We start from the raw sequence: 21,553 nt of genomic DNA on the forward strand, positions 1-21,553 counted from the left end.
CGTGAAGGGCGTCAGGCGTCTTTGTGCCGCTTGATGGCAAGGCGTCGCCCTTTAAGCGCTAAACTCGCGTCACACAAAAGATAAACTGCGATCACTATCGCCGACGGAGTTGAAGGAATGTCTGTATCGGAATCATCGAGGGCCAGGGGGGTGGACCGCGTCATCGGCATTCTCAAGCAGTTGCATATCGCGCGGCGGCCGATGACGATGCGCGAATTGATCGAAGCGACCGGCGCGCCGCGCTCGAGTATCTACGAATTAGTCACGATGCTGACTGAAGCCGGATGGCTCGAGACGAGTGTCGACGGGAGCGTGTTTTTCGGCCGCGAGATGCACTACTACGGCTCTGACTATGCCGTCCATAACGACCTGATCAGTCGCGCCCACCAGGCGATCCTCGCGCTCGTCCGAACGCACGACGAAACCGCGCAGTTGTGCATGCTCGAAGGCAACAAGTACACCGTGGTTCTGTCGGAGAACAGCTCGCGACCATTCAATATCAGTTCCGACATCGGCGTGAAGGTGCCGATTCCGTGGACCGCATCGGGCCGCCTGCTGCTCGCCCATATGCGGGCGGAGGAAATTCGCAGCTTGATCCCAGACGAAGACTTTATCCTCGACAACGGCCGACGCGTTGAATTTCAGGACTTTCTTTGCGATGTTCAACGTGCCGCTGACCTGGGCTACTGTTGCACCGAGGGGCTGTCCCATACTTTTCGACTCTGCATGGCGGCGCCCATACGCGATCGCACCGGTCTCCCTGTTGCAGCGCTCTGCTTCATGACAAGCCGCGATACGGATCCGGAGAAGCGGGCGATGATGCTGGAAGACCTCATCAGATCCGCGAAGGCGTTGTCGCAACCTTATACCCGCTTGTAAATGCCGAGTGGTTTGCTCGCGGTCGGAAGGGGCGAGGGACGGGCGGGAAGTTTTGGAAATGAAGTTACCCGTTTCGGCTATTTACTTCCTGGAACTCGAACATTAAATTTGCGGCCGTCTGGATGACTTTTCTTTTGTTGTAATCCACGCAGGTCCAGACCTTAGCTATGCGAAGTTGCATAGCTTTTTTTTGCCTGCGAGAAAAATGCGGAAAGGGAAAGATGCAGAAAGTTCCCATTCCTAATTTTTGGTCGTGTTTACCCAACACTATTTTTAATCACGTTTTACCGCCAGTTATTCTGCGCTCCGCAGGTTCATCAACACAAACTTAAGGACGCAGATGAAGAAGACCACACTGGCAACTCTTTCGCTGGCAATGCTTGGCGCAACCGGCGTAGCTCACGCACAAAACAGCGTCACGCTGTACGGCATCATTGATACCGGCCTGACCTACGTTTCGAACGACGGCGGCAGCAAGTCGATCAGCATGTCGTCGGGCAACGAGTCGGGTAGCCGCTGGGGCCTGAAAGGCTCAGAAGACCTCGGTGGTGGCCTGAAAACAATCTTCCAGGTGGAGAACGGTTTTAATTCGACGAACGGCAAGCTTGGCCAGGGTAGCCGCCTGTTCGGTCGTCAAGCGTTCGTTGGTCTGAGCAGTGACAAGTGGGGTACGCTCACGGCCGGGCGTCAATACGATCCGCTGGTTGACCTGGTTCAGCCGGTGCAGGGCGATGGCTTCCTCGGTGGCGTATTCATCTCGCCGGGCGACATCGACAACGCCGACAACAGCGCGCGGGTCAATAACTCGCTCAAGTACACGTCGCCGACCTGGTCCGGCTTCCAGTTCGAAACCATGTACTCGCTGGGTGGGGTGGCTGGTGCAACGGGCTCGGGTCAGAGCTACGCCGCCGCAGCCGCATACAGCAACGGTCCGGTCAACCTGGCCGCAGGTTACTATCACCTGAGCAACGGCAACGGCACGAACCGCGGTACGACGACGTGGGATTCGCTGTTCAACACATCGGTCAACGCGGCGTACTCCACTGCGGCGTCGATCAACAATGCCCGTATCGGCGGCAACTACGTGTTCGGCTCGGTGACCCTGGGCGGCTACTTCAGCCATGCCGAATACACTGCAGACGCCAGCTCGACATTCACGCAGACGGAAAAGTACAACACGGGTTCGGTGTACGCAGTGTGGCAGGTATCGGCGCCGCTGCAGACCGAGATTGGCTACGTGTACATGAAGTCGAGCGGCAATTCGTCGGCAAAGTACAACCAGTTCGCTGTTGCCGCGGACTACTCGCTTAGCAAGCGTACGGATGTCTACGCATTTGCTGGCTACACGACCGCATCGGGAACGCAAGACTCGTCGGGCACGGCCGCTGTTGCTGTTATCGGTTCGGCAACCGGCGACTCGGGTTCCAACAAGCAGGCTACTGTAACTGTTGGCATTCGCCACAAGTTCTAATCGATAGATGCACTAAAGAAAGCCCGCGTGATGCGGGCTTTTTTTGTTTACTCGACAGAGCTCTCGACAAAGTTGAATCGGCGCATTAGTCCTGAGTGGCCGCATTGGTCGCGTCGGCCTGCACCAGTGCGCGCACGAGCAGGTACACGGCTGGCAGATTGTCGTCGTCACGCCGCCAGTCGACGGGTTCGTCGAGATCCATTCCGGACAAACGACTGTCTTCAAACCGGACAAACGTCGAGCGTACTGCCTCGTTGTGCCTCGCCAGGAAGCCCCGATTCTCAAAGACCTGTTCGTCGATTGTCAGCAGCGTGCGCCAGGTCGGCAATTGTGCGCTGCTTGAGTAACGGCGACGGCCACTGTCGAGGTGACGACTTGCGACCGTGGCAATGATCTGCTGGAGGTCGAGCGACGCGCTGCGGAGTGCGCGTTCGAGGGCGACAGGATTGATGTCGTGGACATCCATATCAAGAGCAGAGTCGTTATTCATACTGTTGTTTTCCTGAGGACTCGCGGCAACTTGCAGCATCAAGGTTGATGCTTCAACAACGCCTGGTTTCGCTGTGCCAACAATTGGCGGATCTGAGCAAGATAGTTGTCGCCGACCGTGCAGTCTTCAACAGGCCGGTTAGGTTGATGAGGCGTTGGCGGACGTACGCCGAGATAGCGGCACACCGCGGACAGGTAGGGTTTGCCGTTGCCTCCCAGGTGTCGCGCGGCGGCAGCCACGCGCACGTCTCCGACATGCTTGCGCAACCAGGCAAGCGTTTCGCGATCACCGTCGTTCAAGATGCGGATGAGCTGGTTCATGACCGATCCTGTATATAAAAACAGTACTGTGAATTTATACAGTATTTGATCTGGATGCAAGTCAATTCGCAGGATGTTGGGTTTGGCGGAAAGACGCGTTCGTGCGGAAGCGAAATATTTTCGATTTCCGGCGGAGCAAGGGATTTCCCTGGTCCAGGGATTACACATATATTTCCGCGTACCTGGCCGTGCAATGGCCGCCCGCGAGCGCGCAATGCGCAACTTGATGGTGCTGAACGTGCACGGATAACCTGCTGTATTTAAAGGTGATCCTTCCGGGTTGTCCGGCTATCGCTGCGGTGCAAGGTTCAGGCTTGAGCGGATCCCGACATCGACAACTGTCAAAGCGACTGTCGAGATTCATTTAACTTTGAGCTGGGCATGCCGCTACGATAAGGCTCCCCGAGCTTGCTGCTCAGGTAACTTTGAACCCTCGGGTCACTTAAGTTTGAACTATCCGAAGTTTGGTTCATTTAACTTTGAGCTTTCTTGACGATCCGCCGGCGATCCCATCCAACCCCCGATTGGGCGGTTGGTTCTCGAAGTTCCGGAGCCAGCATGATATCCGCACGCCTAGAATCATCAACGCAGCATCACGTTGCGTTTAATCTGCGACCTTCTAGCCGACGCGAGGTTTCATGGCTGCAGTACGTTGAATATCGCCGATTTGCTGGCACTTACTTCAAGCGTCTAGAGCGGGGCGAGCAGGGCGGCAGCATGGGGCAGCAGTCGGCCACGAACAGACACCCGCCTAAAGATGTCGAACGACCGAAAAGCATTCCACAAACAGCCATTCAGAAAATCCAGCGATAAGGTGAGTTTGCGGCGCAGTTGGCCCGACGCCGTGCTTTCCATAATATTTCATAATGCTTTCGACTGTATATCTGGCTGTCGGGATTTCAAGTCGCCCGTCGCGAAACTTGTATTGGATCGTGTATAAATACGGAGACCACAATACGACACAACAACCAATTCATTTGCGCGCAGGACGATGGGTGAACCGATAGACGATATTCCTCTCGCAGAACGTAGGGCTCTTGCCGCCAAGCTTCTGTTGAACGGCGACGGTATTAGCGAAGTGTCCAGGAAGGCTCGACTAAGTCTTCCGACCGTGAGCAAGTACAAGGATCTGGTTGAACGGGGCGGAGCCGACGCCCTTGTTCGCCTTCGCATCCACGGTGGTCCCTCCCGACTGGATGATGCTTCGCAAAGCTGGCTCGTTAGCGCGATCAAGCACTCACCTGAACTTCACGGCTATCCAGGACCGACCTGGACGATAAGCCAACTGCGCGAATTGATCTTTCGGCGTTTCGGCATCCGGTTTTCAGCTTCGCACGTTGGCTACCTTGTTCGGGGCTATGGCCTTGCATACCGCCTCACCTATTCAACGTCAGAAAAAGCGTCACCGGCTACTGCTGAGAAATCGCAGAGCGACGCCTATGCCGCCCGCCGAAAGATTGCCGCGAAAATGTTGCTGGACGGGGACGGCGTCGAGCACGTCTCGAAAGCACTCAACATCAGCGTGCGCACCGTTACAAAATACAGATCAATGGTAGTCGCTGATGGCGTTGAGGCCGTTGAACAGCTCAAGTCATCCGGGCGCAAGGCTACGCTTGGCCCCGAAGCTCTTGAGTGGTTACGGGTGACATTGGAGGGTAGCCCCATGGCTCACGGCTACGAAACCGAACTCTGGCGAAACGGGGATGTTCAGAAGCTGATCAAGGAAAAGTTCGGCGTTTACCACTCCGCTGGACACGTAAGAACCGTCGTCGAAAAGCTTGGAATGGATCACCGGATGCGATCGCCGAAACAGCGCACGGACAAGAAGCCTTCCGCGATGAATGACGAAACGCTGGCATGGGTTGCTGCGACGCTCAGACAGTCGCCTCGAGCGCACGGCGTAGAGTCTGATTACTGGACCAACGCACGTTTGCGTACCGTGCTTCATCAGCGGGTAGGCGTCGATTATTCTCGCGGATATATCTGGGAGATTGCCGCCCGCGCCGGCGTGGCGGACCTGCTTACACGGCGCCGCAGCTGATCAATTCATCCGGACACTGACCACAATCGCCCATCGTGCTAGCCGTCTGCTTGAGCGGGAACTCCGGCTCGTCGATCTACGAGGGGCAGCAGTAGTGAGTCGATTTCGGCCCGATGCAACGTCCGCAATTCTCATTCGACGAGCGCGACACCCCGTCAACATCGATAACTACATGGCCGAAGACAGTGTGACTGCGAGGTCATATATCCCCGCTCAGCTCGGCCACGCAAGCTGAGTAGATTCCACGCACAAAAGGCGATCGATAGTCCAGCCTCCAGCCATCGGTGAACAGTCTTGCCAGGCATTCCGTGTCGCCGAAACCCGGCAGACCTGTCAGGTCGATCGCGATCTTTTCTGAGAGAGTGCCAAGTTGCACCCGCTCTGACCAGTTGGCCGTCGCGCCGTTTCCGGCAAGCCAGATGCGGGTCGACTCGACGAGGTGATCTGTGCGTAGCCAATCACCGCTGCGCGCCCTGGCCACAAGCTGCGCCATTGCAAGATAACAGAGCAGTTCGGCGCGTGCCTCTTCGTCCAATCCGGTAGATTCGATCATCAGTTGTTCCGCATCCTGCCAGCATTGTGTCGTGCTGCTTTAGCTGCAGCGTGAAGACCTGGCGAAGGGGCACGGACCTCACATAGTCGCCCGTAAGCGCCGTTTGTCTGGGCGACGTCCAGCATGTTGGCACAGACGATGATCGTACGTCGACGCTCGTCCTCGATAACAGTCGCCGCATGAAGGCGAACCCCGGTGCATTTGTTTGCCTTGGCTTCGTTCAATGAAACCTCCGTGCAGGATTGGAGCTGCGACCGGGCTTTAAGCGTTCGTAGCCCTGCGAATTGCCGGCCCCAGGTAATTCCACGCATAGCGTTGCCGCGAATGTTTCCGATGCCGGACTGGAGCGGGCGCAGGGCAATAACGTCGATCGCCTCTCGCGGCAGGCGTCATTATCGATCTTGACTTCGTGGCGAAAAACACTAGCACTGAAGCTTACCGCCAGTCGAGCCTCCATGTCCCCCGCCCGGAAGCCTTCTACTCACCCAGCTGCGCCGCCACGGGCCGCGCAGTACATTCGCATGTCCACCGATCACCAGGAATACTCTCCGCTCTTTCAGCGCGAGGCGATTGCCCGGTATGCAGCTACACACAACATACGGATCGTGCGGGACTACGAAGACGCGGGGATCAGCGGTCTCACATTGCGTGACCGGCCAGCGCTGATCCAGCTGTTGCTCGATGTGGAAAATCCCGCCCGCCGGTTTTCCAGCGTTCTGGTGTACGACGTCAGCCGCTGGGGACGTTTCCAGGATGTCGATGAGAGCGCCTTCTACGAGTACACATGCCGCCGCGCTGGCGTGAACATTATTTATGTCGCTGAGCCCTTTGAGAACGACGGCAGTCCACTCTCGTCGGTGTTGAAAGCGATGAAGCGGGCGATGGCCGGTGAATTCAGTCGGGAAATGTCGCGCAAGATATTTCTGGGCCACTGCCTGAACGCTCAGCGCGGATTTCACACTGCGGGGCCTGTGGGTTACGGTCTGCGCCGCGTGCTCGTCAACGCCCGCAGGGAGATCCGGCAACCACTTGGGTGCCACGAATACAAGAACGTGCAGACCGACCGTGTCATCGTTGTTCCGGATACCTCGGGCGAGGCGGCTATCGTTCGTAAGATGTTCGAGTGGTATGCGACGCAACGGGTCACGGCGACTGGCATAGCGCGACGCCTGAACGACTTTGGGATCGTCAACGGGGGCGGGCGCCCCTGGCAGGGGCAGCACGTCATGCAGATCCTGCGCAATGAGAAATACATCGGTACCAACGTGTACAGTCGCACGACATCCAAACTCGCTAGTCCCTGGCGACAGGTCCCCTATGACGAGTGGATAAGGGTACCGTGGGCGTTCGCCGCTGTGGTTGACAGGCGGCTCTTTGTAGCGGTTCAGGCAAGGCTCGCACATAGCCGGCGCGGACCGACGCGCGAAGAAATCATTGATGGCATGCGCAAGGTCATAAGCCGCACGGGCAAAATCAATCAGAAGTTACTGAGACACTACCGCAGCGCGCCCTCGGCGGAGCAGGTGGCGCGCGAGTTTGGCAGTCTCAACGAAGCGTATAAAGCCATCGGCTATGCGCCGAACCTCGATCCCGAGCGCTCCGAAAACCGATGTGTCGAACGCCGTATGGAACGACACGTCGCGGACAGTATTACTGCAATGCTGCGCGAACTCGGACACGACGTCCGGTATGAAAAGCACACCACCACGCTGTGTGTAGATGGCGCGCTACGGATTCAACTCGTCGTGCGCCGTCCGTGGATGATCCAGGGGCGTCTGCCGTACTGGACCGCACGTTGGCCGGACTGCTTCGCGATCGACTTTCTGATTTATGGTCGTATCGAACGCACGGGCATAGAACTGCTTGATTTCCATATCCTGCCGCGCGGCAGTTTCCGTGCAGGCGAATACACCGTGGTGTTCCGTCATGGCGAGTCCCATTTTGAACCGTACCGACGTCTCGATCTGAAAGCACTGCTTGCGCTAGCGGACACTGTTTCGCTCGACGTGCTGCCGGCGGTCCCCAGTTCGGTCGCGAGGTAGATGCCATGGCACGCGCGATTCCAGTCGGTCAGAATCTGGCTGTCCCGGCGGACGACGAGGGTCCGGCCTCGTTGCGCGACGACCGGTGCCCTGCGAACCGAAAATCAACGCCCGAAGCCAGGGCGCGAAAGGTCTTCATGCTCGAACGCGCGCGACAGCAGACTCTTCTTAGACGGATGGACTCCGTCCGGGCGGAAATGGCCGTTCTGGAAAGCGTACTGCAGGAGCTATTGTCTGATCCCGCGTTTGTGGCGCTGCTAAGACGTCAGGGGTTCGTTACGATGCCACGACTGCTTCGAGATCGCCTGAACGGAAGGAATTCATGACCACCGCCCGTCCTGCCAGATTCGTCGCCCGGGCCGTGGAAACCTCCGCAGGGCTGGCGGATCCGGCCGGCATCTGTCCGGAGGCACTCGCGCTGCTTGCTGGATACCGACTGCCGGACCGCACTGTGGCTGCGCTAAGGCGCATGGTCACAGTGCGTCAACTGGCCGCAGCGTTGGTGATGGTTGGGGCGAACAACTGTTCGGGCGATCTTGCACGCGCGCTACTCGCAGCCACTCCTGCATCACAGCGCGCCGACGATCCGCGTGGCCGGCAGTCTGACCGCCATCGCGCAAGGCTGCTTTGCGGGATGGAGAAGGGTCTTACGCGCATGCAGGAGACGGTGCGGTCCATGACGCCGGGCTATCACGATGACCTTTATTGTCTCGCCTTGAGCGCGAGCTTCGTCAGGGGCTGGATGCGTGATGGCGTCGTCACAGCGTGGCTTCAGTCATGCGCTCCCGGCGCCGCCGCGACACTTAGTCGCCTTGTATCAGCTTCGGAGACGGCGACCGCACCGAAGCGGAGGATGAAGTTGCCGTATGCACCAGCCACTCAGGCAGCGTATCGCAAGCGGCGCTGAACGGAATTCGACGTCCAGGCTTTGGACAAATTGTTCGCTGCGGTGTGAACTACCCGACAGAGGTCCTTGCAAAGTGGGGGGCTTCACATATCTGAAGGCGGTTCGTTTCCACTTCAGCTGAAAGGGACAGCTCAAGTTAATCGGGCGAAGATTTTCGAACCACCGCAGTCGGCCATCAAGCGACCGTCGCGGCCTTCAACTGAGCGGCCGCTGCTTTGACCTCGCCAGCCATTCGTGATACGCAACTGGCGCTTGATCCGTGTGGCACAGCGACAGGCGAGTTACTGCAGCTTTTTCGAGAGCTGCCCGTGCAAGCTATCTGCGATCTTATGCAAGATGTCTGGCAAAAGAACCTGTGCCTCAAGTGGGCCCACCACGGAATATCCTGATCCCGATTCGCCGTCGATGACGATCACGACTGCGCAGCGCGCGCGTGTCGCATCTCGCACGTAGCTGCAAGCGGTGTCGAACAGCCCGGCCGACTCTCCACCTGGTATGACCGTTGGCTCAAAGTCTGATGTCATTGTGCCCTCGCAGAATGTTTGATCAACTCATAGGACGAAGCGCCATACGCAGAGGAGTGTATCTCGCACAATGCGGGCGAATATAAAACGCCGCCGATGAAGCGTGCCACGGGAGTTAGCAAGGCCGAGTTCGGCCAGAAGCGCCTAGCATCGATAACTCACAACGTCAGGTGATGAAGCGATAGCGGTCACTGGACGGATCGCTGAGTCGCCGATTCCGTCCTAAGCCTGAGTTGCGATAAGCAATCACAAAATCGGCATAACGGCTCCCCCGTCCTTCCTCATAATTGAGGCCGTTCATTCAATAGCCGACAGTATGCAGAATTTGTCTCTGGCGCCAGCGCATCAGTTTTCCACGGTCCGGTTCGTACTCACCGACATGGATGAAACGTTGACTTATCAAGGTCGATTGCCGGCTGACACCTACATGGCGCTTGAGCGGTTACAGGCCAGCGGCATCTGCGTCCTACCAGTTACCGCTGCGCCTGCCGGGTGGTGTGATCAGATGGCACGCATGTGGCCGATCGATGGCGTTATTGCAGAAAATGGCGGCCTCTTTTTCCGGCGAAGTCTACTCGGACACGCCGTCGAGCGGCATCACTGGCATCCGTCGGACAGCCTTGAAGACATACGCAATCGGCTCCACTCGATTGCAAAAATCGTCGAGAAAGCTGTGCCGCAGGCGCAGCAGGCAGACGATCAAGCCTTTCGGCTGACTAGTCTCGCATACAGACGTACCGGAACGGATGCGGATCATCGAATCGTTGATGCACTCATCGGCGCGGGAGCAGACGCAACGATCAACAACCTTTGGGTACTAGGTTGGATTGGCGGCTACGACAAGCTATCGATGTCACTGCGGGTACTCGTCGAAAATTATGGGATCGACGCAGAGTCAGCGACTGAACTGGTCGCTTATTCCGGTGACTCAACTAACGACGCACCGATGTTCGGCTTCTTCAAGCACACGGTTGGCGTAAGCACCGTAATTGATTATTTGCCGCAATTGCCCATTCCGCCTAAATGGATCACGAATGGTCCTGGTGGCGCCGGCTTCGTCGAATTCGCGGACGCAATTCTTAAATCACGGCAGGGTGAGGATCGCGAGACGACTTAAGCGTAAGGCATGGGACTGCGTTCGCCCAACGAAGAGACCGTCACCCAATGCTCGAACGACCGCTTTCGCGGTCGAATCAGGCTGCGGGTGTTGATGTTGGGGCCGTCTCGAAGCAGCCTCTCAGATCCGGCCGGAAAAATACCGTCGGGCGGCCATGTTGCGGATACCCTCGACAAGGATTCGCGCATGCATTCGTTCCCGGATGGTCCGATCAAGTACCTCCCAGCGATACGGCTAGCGGCCTCACCTTGAAAAAAGAAATCCGTTTTTTTAACTCGACCGTCTGCCGAACCAGTGACGCTGCCGCCGCAGACGCCTGTTCAACGAGGGCTGCGTTCTGCTGAGTGACCTCATCCATAAGCGAGACGGCCTGATTGACCTGCTCGATACCAGTGCTTTGTTCGCGGGACGCGCCTGATATTTCGCCCATCAGGGCCGTAACCCGCGCCACGGTCGTGCTTACCTCGCGCATGGAATTGCCCGCTCCCTGAGCGAGCGATGCGCCGCTCGTGACCCGTTCATTGGAAGTCAGAATGAGGTCCTTGATTTCTTTCGCTGCCGCCGCGCTGCGTTGCGCCAGCATGCGGACCTCTGACGCGACCACTGCGAAGCCACGCCCCTGTTCTCCCGCGCGTGCTGCCTCAACAGCCGCGTTCAGCGCCAGTATGTTGGTCTGAAACGCTATTCCCTCGATGACACCAATGATGCTGCTCATTTGCTGGGCGCCGGTCGCCAGTTGATTCATCGTTCCGGCAACACGGCTTACCTCTGCGCTACTACCGCCCGTCGCTTCGGAGGCGGCATTCGCCAACGCGCTCGCCTGCATTGCGTTCTCGGCAGTGTGTTTAACGGTCGCCGTCAGTTGCTCCATGCTTGCCGCCGTTTCTTCCAGGGACGCGGCCTGCTGCTCTGTTCGTCGCGACAGGTCGTCGTTGCCGGCTGAGATCTGCGCCGATGCCGTCGCGACTGACTCGGCGCTCTGGTGAACGTGACGGACAACATCGGAGACGCGCTCATTCATGCTGTGCAAGGCACCCAGCAATTGCCCCGTTTCGTCGGTCCGGTCGACGATGATCTCGCTCGTGAGGTCACCGTTCGCTACTGCCCTGGCGATTGTCACGGCAGCCCCGATCGGTCGGGTGATGCTTTGCGTCATGAAGTAGGCAAGCAATGTCGCGGCAATCATCGCTGCAATTGTGACGACCACAACAGCGACTTCTGCGACATGTGCCAACGTGGTAATCGCCGCGCCCTGTTCGGTCGTACGCTGCATAACGATCTGGATCAGTGCGTCCAACGCCTTCCCGATCGGTTTGTCTGCACCAGCAACGCTTCTGTCCCGAACATCAATCGCTGCCCCTGATTCAACAAGGGAAGACAGCCGTTCCATCGACGCCCGATACGCTCTTGTCGAGTCGAAAAGTGCCGCGCTCGCTGCCTGCTCATCTGGACTGAGTTGCTCTCCTGTTTCGACCGTTTTGACAGCAGTGTCGATATCGTCCAGGTTTGCCATGAACTTCGCCTTGTAGTCGCCTCCACGAAGCACATAGTCCTTGTAATTGTGAACGGCGTCGCCGAAAGTACCTTTGGCGTGCTGCAAAACCTTTAGCCTGGTGAGGGTGACCGATTCAAAATCGGTCCATTCATTTGTGATTTTCGTGAGCTTGACAAATGCCGTCGCACCGAGCACCACTGTGAGTAGGGCCGCGAGGGCGAATGCGATTGCGAGGCGCACACCGATGCGAAGATTTTTGAAGCGAAGGAAACTGCCTGTCATGATTTGTCCGTATCCTGGCCATGAGAATTGAGGATTTTTTCGGATGAGTCGCCGTTGATCTCATCGAATCGATCAGACTCAAAGCGGATTCCGTCTGCATACCGCTTACCATGTTTTACGGCATGTTTCCGAATAAGCTTGAGATACGGGAGTCCCTGAAAACCACGGGCAAAGGTTTGTGAATGGATGATTCTTTTGTCAGGTTTTCCTGACGGCCGAAGAAAGCACCTCCGGGTTATGAGTTGCATCTCCCTTCAGCCACGTGCGCACGAGTTTCCGCCCGCGCTTTCGAACTCAGTCGCCCCAATTCCCTTAGACGACGTAGAAGGCAGGAAGAACCAATTCGCCGTCGAGCGTATCCGGTTCACTTGGCGGCGCTTGATCCGTGCGCGTTCAAGACCGCCTGTCGGTTAGTCGCCGAGGCCTATCGGCTCTCGTGACTGAAAAGATCATCGACAATTCGCCGTGCTGCGCTATAACCACCCATCAAGGCATCTGCTTCCGTCACAAACGGAAGACCGCCGGCCTCCCCGAAGCGCAGCGGCGAAAACATGGCGACCGCATTGTCCGCCTGAAAGATCCTGACGATCGCCACGTACCCTACGCATGCAGCAGCGCCGCCAAGCTGAGAGCTAAGGTCGGATTCGACGGCCACCACAAGGGTGTACCCGTGATATTCATAAGTACGCGTCATGGCCTGTTCCACTCTCATCTGCCATTCCGGCACTCACGGACACCGGACATTGCGGCGAGGCGCGCACTGATCGTCACGAACTCGCTGGCCGTCGCGCGCGATAGCCCAATCTGCACTTCGTCGAGTTCAGGGTCGTCTTCCGACTGCTGGACGATGAACTGCTTCACCCGGACACTTCCCGTTCCCAGGGCGTTGTGAACACTGTCAAGCGATACACTGCCGCGTTCGACCAGCAGGGTTATGTTGCGCTGTTGTTTGACCGAAATAAAGCGACGTTCCAGCGGCTTCACACCGACGAGAATAATCAGAATAATGATCGTCGCGCCGATTGCAGCCGTGTACATCCCTCCGCCGACTGCCAGACCGATTCCCGCCACCGACCAGAGACTCGCGGCAGTTGTCAGCCCACGCACTATTTCCCCGCGCAACAGGATCGACCCCGCGCCCAGGAAACCGATGCCTGACACTACCTGCGCGGCAACCCGGGAAGGATCGAGGACGACGTTCTTTTCGCCCAGCACATCCGCAAATCCGAAGGCTGATACCAGCATGATCAACGACGACCCGACGCATACAAGCATGTGCGTGCGCAAACCGGCCGCCCAATTCAATCTTTCGCGCTCAAAGCCGATGACGCTTCCGAGTAGCGCTGCCAGGACGAGGCGCGACAACAGCTCGATATTACCTATCACAATTTTCCTTCGATAGTGACACGTTAAGCCTGCTGCGAAGCCGTGCCGGCAACGTTGAAATGAGGTTGGGCCGTCCGGTGAACGAGCTCATCCGGTTTTTCTATAACCGCCGGCGGCACCTCGGCACGATTTTCGTGCGTGCAGAAAAGTTGGACGATTTCCCGGGTCGGTATGCTCGTGACGAGCGTTGAGATTTTGCCCGGGTTGAACCACCGGCAACGCGAAATTTCGTTACGCGCTTCGGCGGACGCGTCCTGACGAATATCGGCGCGGAAAACGTGGTGGTGTTTGCTAAGACCGCCAAACTGGAACAGGTACGTAAGTTCCATTCCAGCGAGCGAAGTCTCTTCTTCCAGTTCGCGCAGGGCGGCGTCCAGCGGCGACTCGGACCGTTTTATCGTGCCGCCGGGAAGCGACCATCGTGAGCGCGCGCGGGCGACCAGAAGCACCTTGCCCTCGCGTACGCATACGATTGTGGATCGATCTTTCATGCTCTTCAGTCTACGAGGTGACGCTTGCGTGTATAGAGTTGGGGTGAATCAGCTTCGGTTTTCAACGTGCAGAATAGCCCACCTGGAACATCCGCACTTAGCGGTGCAAAAATGACAGAAAACCTGGTCGGTTGCACCACGCGAAATGCTATAAGCTGAAAAATCGTAATGATTATGCTGGCGCGAAAACGACATGAAAAATCGCTCGCCAATTATCCTCTGCCTGCCGCTCGCGTTGTTTATTGCAGCCTGCTTGCTGTCCCTTCCCACTTTCGTGGTGGCGGTTGTCTGGATGACGATCGGCGTGATGGCGCTCGGACACCGCCCCCTTGAGAGCTTTCCTTCAGCCGGTATCCGCCGGGAGTGGCTCCGGGGGTATCGCGCAGCGTTCGTGTGGTTCTATCACCTGGCGTGGTGGCCCTGGTACATGCGCTCGTCGATCCGAGACATCGCCGGTCAGATCGGAGCCACGCTGCGTCGAGTGAGGAAATCTCGGGGTAAGGGGCCGGATAGCCCGCCGGACAACAGGTCAAACGACGAATGTGAGTGAACGCGCAACAAGAGCGGTCGGAACAAACATCGTCCGATGGTGGGGCACAAGGCTCCCCGTTTCGACCTTTCGCAACGGCTGTTCAGATCCGGGAGTGATCAACTGTATCTGTCGAACTTGTGATTCACCAACGCACAATACGAGCCCCAGCCATCCGAAGGCGCATTGCCAAACGGCACTTTAATTTTTGCGTTTAGCGTACGAACTTACCGAATGACAGCATTGATATCGCTTGTCCTGTTTGATATGGACGACGTCCTGTCTCACTACGACCGCTCGGCACGGGTCCATCACCTCTCAGTGGTATCAGGCCGAACATATGAAACTGTCCGCGAGGCCATTTGGGAATCCGGGTTGGAAGCTGGTGCAGACGCCGGCTTGATAAGCGACGAAGAGTACCTGACGGCGATGGGCGAAATCCTGGGTTGTCACGTCACGCGCGATGATTGGCTGGTTTCACGCCGCGCATCGATGTCGCCCAATTTCGAAGTGCTCGCGCTTGTTAGAAAACTGTCCGCGCGATACCGCGTAGCCGTTCTAACCAACAATTGTCGACTGGTGACCGAAAACATCCAGTATCTCAATCCTGCGGTGGCGGAACTCTTTGGCCCTCACGTATACGCCTCGGCCTCATTCGGTGCGGCCAAGCCGGCAGCCCATACATATCTTCGCTGCCTTGATGCCCTCGGTGTTAGCGCAGCCGAGACTCTGTTTATTGACGACCTTGAGGTAAATGTGGAGGGTGCAATCAACGCAGGTCTTCACGGGCACGTGTTCACCGGCGCAGGGTCATTATCAGAGGAGCTGGAGCGTCGCAAGTTGCTGTAGCGGGGGGCAATCGTGGCAGAAAGTGTCCAGAGCGCCGATCCGAATGAGGGCGCGCTTGATCGGTGAGCGTCTCATGTTGAACGGAGATCGGACGACTATGTCAGTGGGGCGAGCGGCTGAAATGGGTCGGTGTCTGCCTTTCGCATCCCTGCTTCAATCGGCGATCTATCTCGGTCCGCGTCGGACCGAGACCGGCCAAGAAGGGCCCTTCGGGTTGGGCCGGTGAACGTCTGCTGATGAGCTGCAAGCTGTCTTCTCGGGCTTGTGCCAGATAATTTGTGGACTTGTTTGCGGGTGCAGACCTTTCTGTGGCCAAGCCCTCACGTTGGTGGGACCAGTCCAACCGCCTGCTACCCCTGAACTGAGTTCTCACTGGTGCTGCATTAGACGCTCGGCGCGCACCTCAAGCATGCCGCCGGCATCCGCGCCGACTCCCCGCGGTTAGTCAGTCAGCAACCAATCGCCGGTGCTGGCGTGCCCGATCAATGCCCGGAGTCGATGGTCATTCATCCGCTTGTCGCAGATAGAACGCGTCGAGAAACTCGTTCATCAGTGCCGCTATGTCATCCACTTTTTCATCAAGTGCAAAGTGGCCTGCGTCGAGCAGATGGACCTGCGCATTTGGCAAATCACGCTCGTAGGCAGCAGCTCCGGCCGCAATGAAGGATCTGTCGTAGCGTCCCCACAGGATGAGCGCGGGAGGCTGTTGCGTTCTCATCCATTCTTGCCAAGCTCCATAGGCCGCCACGTTCGTACGGTAGTCATAAAGCAGCGCGGCCTGGATTTCAGACTGACCCGGACGATTGAGAAACGCGTACTCGTCCGTCCAGGTGTCCGGGCTGTAGCGTTCGGGGTTCGGACTTTCCCCGTTGTGACGATATTTTGTACTTTCGAACGATGTGAACGCGGTGAACACTTCTGGATGCGCGGCAGGATCAGCCCAGTACTCCTTGATGGCCGTCCACTTTTTCCCGAGACTTTCCTCGTGGCTATTGGCGTTCTGGATCACTAGCGCTTCAAGACGCTCGGGATGTGCCAGCATGATTCGGAATCCGATCGGACCGCCGTAGTCCTGCAGGTAAAAGCTGTAGCGGTCGATGTGAAGCTGCTCGAGCAGGCCAGTGATCGTTTCGGCGAGGTGATCGAACGTGTAGGCGAACTGCGAAGTCGGTGGTGCGTCGCTGTGGCCGAAGCCAGGATAGTCCGGTGCGATAAGGTGATAGTGTATCGCGAGCAGCGGAATGAGGCTATCAAACATCCGTGACGACGATGGAAACCCGTGAAGAAGCACGATGGTTGGTGCGTCTTTGGGGCCCGCCTCTCGATAGAAGACGCCAACACCGTCAACTTCCGCTCGGTGATAAGTGATCGTCGATGAGGACGATCCGCTCGGATCAGTCCTGCGTGGGCGGGAATCGGTAGGCGGACTCTTTGTATTCATGGAGACTCCGTTATCAGGTAACGTTGGAGCGGAATGTTAAGTCTGCGTCCTTCATTCCCTGGCAGCAGACGACATTGCTCGTCAGTGCGCGACATCAGATGGCGATGTCAAGGCTACGGCGTAATTGAATCAGATCAACCCGCAATTGTTCAAATGACTGACGGTTGATGCCGGTGGCTCTCAGGGCAGTCGTCGAAATGATTGCGACCGCTGCTTTGAGCGCTCTCCCATCTTCGCCCCGGGTAATCAGCACCTGACGTTCGTCAGTGGATTCGTGTGAACGATTGACGCGCCCAGCCGCTTCCAGACGTTTCAGAAGTAGGGTAAGCGTGGCGGAGTCCAGGAACACTCGCTCGGCGACCGTCCTCAACGTTATGCCATCGTGCCCCCACAGCGCCGGCATGACCAGACACTGCGAATGCTAGCTTATTTTCGAGGACGAAACATTCCTAGCCGCCCATCTGGCGAACATATTGGACGCAGACCGCGAACGCACCCTAATCTTTATGCGCGCTGAGTGCAGCCTAGCGAACGGCGATTATTCTGCGATCGGGTTACGCAGCGTTGCGATTCAAGGTCACGGAATCGCTGGCTCCCAGGCGATCGCACTAAATTGGTGGCTTGCGATTACTCTGTTTCAACATTTAAAGTAGGTTCGGCGTCCCGACCCAGATCGCCAGCGCTTCAGTGGATTGGTTATTCAACCATCCTTGGGGCAGCGTCGATTGGTAATGAGCACTGTCCCCTGTTTTGAGTACAAATGTCTTGCCCTCAAGGGTCAACGAAATTTCACCCGAAGTGACGTAAAGAAACTCTTCTTCTGCGCTGGTTGGCATATCGGCAGGTCCGCTCTGATAGGGCGGGAATCTCACAAGGACGGCCTCAAGCCGCCGGCCTCCAGACTTATGCGTAAGTCTGGCGAACGAGTTTGCGGTATCCGCGAACTCGAAGAAACTCAGTTCCTCACCCCGACACACAAATTTCTGTTCGCTTGGAGCGTCAACAAAGTATTGCACGGCAACACCAAGCGCGTCGGCAATACCTTTCAACGAGGCAATCGAGGGCATGGCCGAGCCGCGCTCTATCTGTGACAGGAAAGGTTTCGAAATCCCTGCAGCCCTTGCCGTACAGTCAAGAGTGAGCTTTAGCCGCTGTCTCAGCGCGCGGATCTTGCCGCCGAATTGCGCGGATGGAATATTTTTTTTCATTTCGGTGAACATAAAAATGAAGTGGGCTTCGAGGCCCATGGTTCCTTCTTGGCCTTCTCCAGTGTTTCCGGGTTGGCGCCCGTGGCGATCACCGTGGCCCCTTCTGTCTGGAATCGTTTCGCGATCTCCGCCCCATCCCGGTTGTGCCTCCCGAGATGAGCGCAATCTTGCCTTCCAATCTGTTCGTTCGTGACCTCGTGCATGCCTGACTACTAGGTGGTTGAAGAACGTGATCCACGAGACCCATCCTCACCATAGGAGTACGGGTGTCTGTTTCAACCACGTATCCTTCGCCAGTTGCTCCACCACGAACTGAGCGACATCCGCGCGTGCGACCTTGCCGCCGTTGACGTCGGTGAGGTCAACGAAGGCCCTGACGCTTCCGCGAGCTGGGTCGTTGGTGAGCATCGCGGGCCGGACTAAGACCCAATCGAGTGAGCTGGCGCGGATCGCGGCTTCTTGGCGCCCTTTGTCTTTGTAGGCATGGCGAAGCAGCAAGGGCTGGAATAGCCGGTCGAACACGAAGCCGCCGTGGCCACGGCTGTCTCCTACCCCCAGGGCGGAGATGCAGATTAGACGGTGCACGCCGCTGCGGACCATCGCCGGGAGGAGCGCGCGTGTCGCTTCGGTCAGAACGCTGACTTCGCTGAAAGGACTAACGCCCGTGCCCAGCGAGCTGACGACGGCATCGCAGCCTTTCAAGGCGCGCATCAGGGCGCCTTCGTCGCAGGCATCCCCCTCAATGAGGTCTGCCCCTGGGAAGTCGGGCGCGCGCGCCTTCGAGCGAACCAACGCGACTACGGAATGACCCTTCTCCAAGGCGTCGTGGACGATCAGCCGTCCGGTTCCGCCCGTTGCACCCAAAACAAGAACCTTCATAGTCGATCTCGATAGCTGCTGGTATGAACGCCGCATTTCATATGGAAATGGGCTCTTTTGGTTGCTCTGACAGAATCACGATGGAGTACGAATACCCGGAGTAGATTTCCAAAGTCGTATCCCATCGCTGATCCGCTGACCTATTCTGTAGCGGCCTTCAGGGCCGCCGCGAAGACATCACGGGCAGACGTCGCGCCCGGGACGTGCTCCGTACCCTCGACGCCGAGGTCCATCCAGCCCGAGTTGACGGCGTCATACATCGCTTCGGCCGGTCCCGTCTGGCCCTTCGGAACGCCGAGTTGCTCGAACGCTGCCGGCCACCCGGCCCGCGGTACAGCAAAGGCGTTGACATCGACCTTCAGGACTTCTCCCAATTGTGTCGCTACTTCATCCGCACTGACCATCGAACCGAGCTCGATGGCGCGATGCCCCGACCATGCCGGCCCGGTCAGAAGCGCTGCGACTTCGGCGCCGATATCGTTGGTCGCGACCATGGTCGATTTCCGATCGGTCGGGTTGTAGTAGACGGGGAGCGTGCCACCTTGGGCAACATGCAAGCCGTAGAGGAAGTTTTCGAAAAATCCGCCGGCGCGCACATAAGCGATCGGCAATGTCAGGTCGCGAAATCCTTGCTCCAGAAGCGACAGCGCCGTGATCATCCCCAGCCCGCTGGTTCTGTTCGCCCCCATCGACGAAAGCGCAACCACTCGCGGCGGCGATGCCCTGGTGAGCGCCTCGACATAGTTTGCAATCACGCCCCTAGCTTCTTTGAAATCGGGCGAGGGCGCCCAGACACCCGGCAACATGACGAACGCGCCTTCGACGCCTTTGAGCGCGCTCTCGATGGCTACCGAATCATTCCAATCGCCGTCTACCAGTTCCACGCCCTTGGTCGCCCAGTGAGCCGCCTTCTCGCGATTGCGGACCAGCGCGCGTACTTTCTTGCCATGCGCCAACAGGTGTTCTGCCGTTGCGCCGCCTACTTTTCCCGTGATTCCCATTACTAAAAACATATGCTTTCTCCGGATATTGAGGGGCAGTGGACTGCCCCGGTTGGCTTAACGAATGAGCGGCAGAATGGCTCGGATACGGAAGTTGCGCGCGCAGAGGCCGCCCCATGTCAACGCGCCCAGAACCAGCGAAATGATTTCTGGCGGCGATCCCAACTCACCAATGCGGACATGGGCGCAGATGGCACCTCCCAAATAGCCCGTCACCAGGATCGCGCCGAGGACGGCGGTAGCCGGGATGGCGTAAAGGACGGCGCAGGCAAGGACGATCGGACCCACGACACGGGTAACGTCCATCGCGAACCCGGTTTCCTGCAACATGCTCGCGATCTGTGCTGGCACGAAAAGCTGAATAATCCCGTCTGTCACCAGAGCGATAACGACAAACGCACTCATTGCCCGGCCGGCCCACAGGGCGCGATGCAAGGTCATAGTTTCAGTCACCTGTTGTTCTCCGATGTGGGTCTCAATTTCGAAGCTTATTGTGTTTTTCAAGTATGATAAACATCGATAAAATTAACTAACTGTTCTCTCTGGAATGAACAATACCGAGGCGCGAAAATGCAGAATCTTGAACCCCTCCTCATATTCGTAACGGTCGCGGAAATGGGGAGCTTCACCCGCGCGGCCGACAGCTTGGGCATCCAAAAGGGGAGGGTCTCAACGGCTGTCCGGAAGCTGGAAGAAGATGTCGGTGTCAGACTCCTGCACCGGACGACGCGGAGCGTGCAGTTGACAGAGGACGGACGTGCGTTTCATGCGCGCGCCCGCGATCTGCTTGCTGAAGTCGATGACCTGCACTCGATGTTCGCAGGCGAGCACGTGGCACTTCGCGGGCGTCTAAGGGTGGATCTTCCGTCCGAAGTGGCGCGCACCACGATCGTGCCGGCCTTGCCGGAGTTCATGGCGACTCACCCCGAGTTGGAGCTGGAGGTGTCGAGTACGGATCGGCAAGTCGATCTGGTTCAAGAGGGATTCGACTGTGTACTGCGGCTTGGACCGATACGGGAGGAGACGCTGATTTCCCGCCCACTGGGCCTGCTGCGCATGGTCAACGCTGCCAGTCCCGCCTATCTGGCGCGCCATGGCGTCCCTCGATCGCTAGAGGATCTCCAGCGTCAGGAACATCGGGCAATTCATTTTTCGCCGATGCTCGGCTCAAGACCTTATGGATGGGAATATCCGAGCGGCGACAGCTACACGACGCTTCAGTTGCCGGGTACGCTACACGTCAACAACGCGCAGATCTACGAAGCCGCTGCGCTCGCCGGCCTCGGCCTGATTCAGGCGCCACTCCTGGGGATTGGCCGATACTTAGAAAGTGGGGCGCTTGTGGAGGTTATTCCCGACTCTCGTCGCCGGGCGCTCGCCGTGTCCCTCGTCGTAGCACATCGGAGTAATCTGTCGCGCCGAGTCCGCGCATTCATGAAATGGATCGAAGTTGTGCTGTCGCCGTATCTGGAATGAGGGGTGGTGGTTAAACGTTGATCGAGAGTGCCCTAAAATTGACTGCTCCGAAGCTGCCACTCCTCGGGGGCTGCAATGGGTCGATTCTGTTGAAAAAGTCGTGTTTTGGTTTGGGTCCCGGGCTTTGGCAGTAAGTTTCGAGTTGGAGAGTTCAGCGAGGCGGCGGTCTTGC

The 21,553-nt window shown here is 57.7% G+C and carries 22 protein-coding genes; 9 read left to right on the forward strand and 13 right to left on the reverse strand.

The window, feature by feature from the left end; translation table 11 throughout:
- The first annotated feature begins 117 nt into the window (after nt 1-117).
- Together KHO33_RS31650 and KHO33_RS31655 are read left to right on the forward strand one after the other, a co-directional pair.
- On the forward strand, nt 118-879 hold the full coding sequence (locus tag KHO33_RS31650) for an IclR family transcriptional regulator (RefSeq protein ID WP_054035462.1): 762 nt from the start codon (nt 118-120) through the stop codon (nt 877-879).
- Nucleotides 880-1,219: 340 nt separating this feature from the next.
- Nucleotides 1,220-2,350 (forward strand): porin, encoded by a 1,131-nt coding sequence (locus KHO33_RS31655; protein ID WP_200566676.1) that lies wholly within the window; start codon nt 1,220-1,222, stop codon nt 2,348-2,350.
- A gap of 85 nt (nt 2,351-2,435) precedes the next feature.
- Here KHO33_RS31655 and KHO33_RS31660 read toward each other — a convergent pair whose 3' ends face one another.
- Together KHO33_RS31660 and KHO33_RS31665 are read right to left on the reverse strand one after the other, a co-directional pair.
- Complete coding sequence (locus KHO33_RS31660; protein ID WP_234480711.1) at nt 2,436-2,879, reverse strand: DUF2471 domain-containing protein; 444 nt, start codon at nt 2,877-2,879, stop codon at nt 2,436-2,438.
- Complete coding sequence (locus tag KHO33_RS31665; RefSeq protein WP_200566675.1) at nt 2,879-3,160, reverse strand: hypothetical protein; 282 nt, start codon at nt 3,158-3,160, stop codon at nt 2,879-2,881. Before KHO33_RS31665 ends, KHO33_RS31660 begins: the two co-directional genes overlap by 1 nt.
- Nucleotides 3,161-4,151: 991 nt before the next feature.
- On the opposite strand from KHO33_RS31665, the gene KHO33_RS31670 reads away from it, so the two are divergent.
- Nucleotides 4,152-5,201 (forward strand): winged helix-turn-helix domain-containing protein, encoded by a 1,050-nt coding sequence (locus tag KHO33_RS31670; protein WP_200566674.1) that lies wholly within the window; start codon nt 4,152-4,154, stop codon nt 5,199-5,201.
- A 199-nt stretch (nt 5,202-5,400) separates the two neighbouring features.
- Here the strand turns inward: KHO33_RS31670 and KHO33_RS31675 are convergent, their stop codons facing one another.
- Nucleotides 5,401-5,754 (reverse strand): hypothetical protein, encoded by a 354-nt coding sequence (locus KHO33_RS31675; RefSeq protein ID WP_200566673.1) that lies wholly within the window; start codon nt 5,752-5,754, stop codon nt 5,401-5,403.
- A 455-nt stretch (nt 5,755-6,209) separates the two neighbouring features.
- Here KHO33_RS31675 and KHO33_RS31680 point away from each other — a divergent pair, with 455 nt between their 5' ends.
- The 3 genes from KHO33_RS31680 (at nt 6,210) to KHO33_RS31690 (ending at nt 10,344) form a co-directional block, all read left to right on the forward strand.
- Nucleotides 6,210-7,796 (forward strand): recombinase family protein, encoded by a 1,587-nt coding sequence (locus KHO33_RS31680; RefSeq protein WP_267915459.1) that lies wholly within the window; start codon nt 6,210-6,212, stop codon nt 7,794-7,796.
- Nucleotides 7,797-8,118: 322 nt separating this feature from the next.
- Nucleotides 8,119-8,703 carry a plasmid partitioning protein RepB C-terminal domain-containing protein gene (locus tag KHO33_RS31685; protein ID WP_054039919.1) on the forward strand — a complete coding sequence of 195 codons (585 nt, stop codon included), beginning with the start codon at nt 8,119-8,121 and terminating at the stop codon, nt 8,701-8,703.
- A gap of 840 nt (nt 8,704-9,543) precedes the next feature.
- Nucleotides 9,544-10,344, forward strand: coding sequence for an HAD-IIB family hydrolase (locus tag KHO33_RS31690; protein ID WP_200566671.1), 801 nt, complete (start codon nt 9,544-9,546; stop codon nt 10,342-10,344).
- A 211-nt stretch (nt 10,345-10,555) separates the two neighbouring features.
- Here the strand turns inward: KHO33_RS31690 and KHO33_RS31695 are convergent, their stop codons facing one another.
- The 4 genes from KHO33_RS31695 to KHO33_RS31710 all read right to left on the reverse strand — a co-directional run bounded on the left by KHO33_RS31695 (nt 10,556) and on the right by KHO33_RS31710 (nt 13,998).
- Complete coding sequence (locus KHO33_RS31695; protein WP_200566670.1) at nt 10,556-12,121, reverse strand: methyl-accepting chemotaxis protein; 1,566 nt, start codon at nt 12,119-12,121, stop codon at nt 10,556-10,558.
- A gap of 424 nt (nt 12,122-12,545) precedes the next feature.
- Entirely contained in the window at nt 12,546-12,833 is a 288-nt protein-coding gene (locus KHO33_RS31700) for a hypothetical protein (RefSeq protein ID WP_236074728.1), read from the reverse strand.
- Nucleotides 12,830-13,507 (reverse strand): MgtC/SapB family protein, encoded by a 678-nt coding sequence (locus tag KHO33_RS31705; RefSeq protein WP_200566668.1) that lies wholly within the window; start codon nt 13,505-13,507, stop codon nt 12,830-12,832. Before KHO33_RS31705 ends, KHO33_RS31700 begins: the two co-directional genes overlap by 4 nt.
- Before the next feature lie 23 nt (nt 13,508-13,530).
- The gene (locus tag KHO33_RS31710; RefSeq protein WP_200566667.1) at nt 13,531-13,998 is read right to left on the reverse strand and encodes an NUDIX hydrolase; all 468 of its coding nucleotides are present in this window, start codon (nt 13,996-13,998) and stop codon (nt 13,531-13,533) included.
- A gap of 193 nt (nt 13,999-14,191) precedes the next feature.
- Here KHO33_RS31710 and KHO33_RS31715 point away from each other — a divergent pair, with 193 nt between their 5' ends.
- On the forward strand, nt 14,192-14,548 hold the full coding sequence (locus KHO33_RS31715) for a hypothetical protein (protein WP_200566666.1): 357 nt from the start codon (nt 14,192-14,194) through the stop codon (nt 14,546-14,548).
- 213 nt (nt 14,549-14,761) lie between these two features.
- Complete coding sequence (locus tag KHO33_RS31720) at nt 14,762-15,376, forward strand: HAD family hydrolase (protein ID WP_200566665.1); 615 nt, start codon at nt 14,762-14,764, stop codon at nt 15,374-15,376.
- A gap of 502 nt (nt 15,377-15,878) precedes the next feature.
- Here the strand turns inward: KHO33_RS31720 and KHO33_RS31725 are convergent.
- The 6 genes from KHO33_RS31725 to KHO33_RS31750 form a co-directional block, all read right to left on the reverse strand.
- Nucleotides 15,879-16,817 carry an alpha/beta fold hydrolase gene (locus tag KHO33_RS31725; protein ID WP_200566664.1) on the reverse strand — a complete coding sequence of 313 codons (939 nt, stop codon included), beginning with the start codon at nt 16,815-16,817 and terminating at the stop codon, nt 15,879-15,881.
- 94 nt (nt 16,818-16,911) lie between these two features.
- Complete coding sequence (locus tag KHO33_RS31730; protein WP_328822126.1) at nt 16,912-17,226, reverse strand: MarR family transcriptional regulator; 315 nt, start codon at nt 17,224-17,226, stop codon at nt 16,912-16,914.
- A 235-nt stretch (nt 17,227-17,461) separates the two neighbouring features.
- Nucleotides 17,462-18,037 carry a helix-turn-helix domain-containing protein gene (locus KHO33_RS31735; RefSeq protein ID WP_200566703.1) on the reverse strand — a complete coding sequence of 192 codons (576 nt, stop codon included), beginning with the start codon at nt 18,035-18,037 and terminating at the stop codon, nt 17,462-17,464.
- A gap of 237 nt (nt 18,038-18,274) precedes the next feature.
- Nucleotides 18,275-18,904, reverse strand: a complete 630-nt coding sequence (locus KHO33_RS31740) for an NAD(P)-dependent oxidoreductase (protein WP_200566662.1) — start codon at nt 18,902-18,904, stop codon at nt 18,275-18,277.
- Nucleotides 18,905-19,044: 140 nt separating this feature from the next.
- Nucleotides 19,045-19,917, reverse strand: coding sequence for an NmrA family NAD(P)-binding protein (locus tag KHO33_RS31745; RefSeq protein WP_200566661.1), 873 nt, complete (start codon nt 19,915-19,917; stop codon nt 19,045-19,047).
- Between the two features lie 45 nt (nt 19,918-19,962).
- Nucleotides 19,963-20,409 (reverse strand): DoxX family protein, encoded by a 447-nt coding sequence (locus tag KHO33_RS31750; RefSeq protein ID WP_236074730.1) that lies wholly within the window; start codon nt 20,407-20,409, stop codon nt 19,963-19,965.
- Between the two features lie 66 nt (nt 20,410-20,475).
- Between KHO33_RS31750 and KHO33_RS31755 the strand changes: the two genes are divergently transcribed.
- A complete protein-coding gene (locus tag KHO33_RS31755) occupies nt 20,476-21,381 on the forward strand; it encodes a LysR family transcriptional regulator (protein WP_200566660.1) in 906 nt (301 codons plus the stop codon).
- Nucleotides 21,382-21,553 lie beyond the last annotated feature (172 nt).

Origin of the sequence: Paraburkholderia nemoris (genome assembly GCF_905221015.1) — a bacterium.
Taxonomy (GTDB): domain Bacteria; phylum Pseudomonadota; class Gammaproteobacteria; order Burkholderiales; family Burkholderiaceae; genus Paraburkholderia; species Paraburkholderia nemoris.

What these genes read in the sequence shown, in the direction of transcription:
- KHO33_RS31700 (WP_236074728.1), bottom strand. Translation starts at nt 12,833, where the DNA reads ATGAGAGTGGAACAGGCCATGACGCGTACTTATGAATATCACGGGTAC.
- KHO33_RS31660 (WP_234480711.1), bottom strand. Translation starts at nt 2,879, where the DNA reads ATGCTGCAAGTTGCCGCGAGTCCTCAGGAAAACAACAGTATGAATAAC.
- KHO33_RS31680 (WP_267915459.1), top strand. Translation starts at nt 6,210, where the DNA reads ATGTCCCCCGCCCGGAAGCCTTCTACTCACCCAGCTGCGCCGCCACGG.
- KHO33_RS31720 (WP_200566665.1), top strand. Translation starts at nt 14,762, where the DNA reads ATGACAGCATTGATATCGCTTGTCCTGTTTGATATGGACGACGTCCTG.
- KHO33_RS31710 (WP_200566667.1), bottom strand. Translation starts at nt 13,998, where the DNA reads ATGAAAGATCGATCCACAATCGTATGCGTACGCGAGGGCAAGGTGCTT.
- KHO33_RS31675 (WP_200566673.1), bottom strand. Translation starts at nt 5,754, where the DNA reads ATGATCGAATCTACCGGATTGGACGAAGAGGCACGCGCCGAACTGCTC.
- KHO33_RS31665 (WP_200566675.1), bottom strand. Translation starts at nt 3,160, where the DNA reads ATGAACCAGCTCATCCGCATCTTGAACGACGGTGATCGCGAAACGCTT.
- KHO33_RS31690 (WP_200566671.1), top strand. Translation starts at nt 9,544, where the DNA reads ATGCAGAATTTGTCTCTGGCGCCAGCGCATCAGTTTTCCACGGTCCGG.
- KHO33_RS31715 (WP_200566666.1), top strand. Translation starts at nt 14,192, where the DNA reads ATGAAAAATCGCTCGCCAATTATCCTCTGCCTGCCGCTCGCGTTGTTT.
- KHO33_RS31670 (WP_200566674.1), top strand. Translation starts at nt 4,152, where the DNA reads ATGGGTGAACCGATAGACGATATTCCTCTCGCAGAACGTAGGGCTCTT.
- KHO33_RS31740 (WP_200566662.1), bottom strand. Translation starts at nt 18,904, where the DNA reads ATGAAGGTTCTTGTTTTGGGTGCAACGGGCGGAACCGGACGGCTGATC.
- KHO33_RS31725 (WP_200566664.1), bottom strand. Translation starts at nt 16,817, where the DNA reads ATGAATACAAAGAGTCCGCCTACCGATTCCCGCCCACGCAGGACTGAT.
- KHO33_RS31650 (WP_054035462.1), top strand. Translation starts at nt 118, where the DNA reads ATGTCTGTATCGGAATCATCGAGGGCCAGGGGGGTGGACCGCGTCATC.
- KHO33_RS31745 (WP_200566661.1), bottom strand. Translation starts at nt 19,917, where the DNA reads ATGTTTTTAGTAATGGGAATCACGGGAAAAGTAGGCGGCGCAACGGCA.
- KHO33_RS31735 (WP_200566703.1), bottom strand. Translation starts at nt 18,037, where the DNA reads ATGTTCACCGAAATGAAAAAAAATATTCCATCCGCGCAATTCGGCGGC.
- KHO33_RS31695 (WP_200566670.1), bottom strand. Translation starts at nt 12,121, where the DNA reads ATGACAGGCAGTTTCCTTCGCTTCAAAAATCTTCGCATCGGTGTGCGC.
- KHO33_RS31685 (WP_054039919.1), top strand. Translation starts at nt 8,119, where the DNA reads ATGACCACCGCCCGTCCTGCCAGATTCGTCGCCCGGGCCGTGGAAACC.
- KHO33_RS31755 (WP_200566660.1), top strand. Translation starts at nt 20,476, where the DNA reads ATGCAGAATCTTGAACCCCTCCTCATATTCGTAACGGTCGCGGAAATG.
- KHO33_RS31655 (WP_200566676.1), top strand. Translation starts at nt 1,220, where the DNA reads ATGAAGAAGACCACACTGGCAACTCTTTCGCTGGCAATGCTTGGCGCA.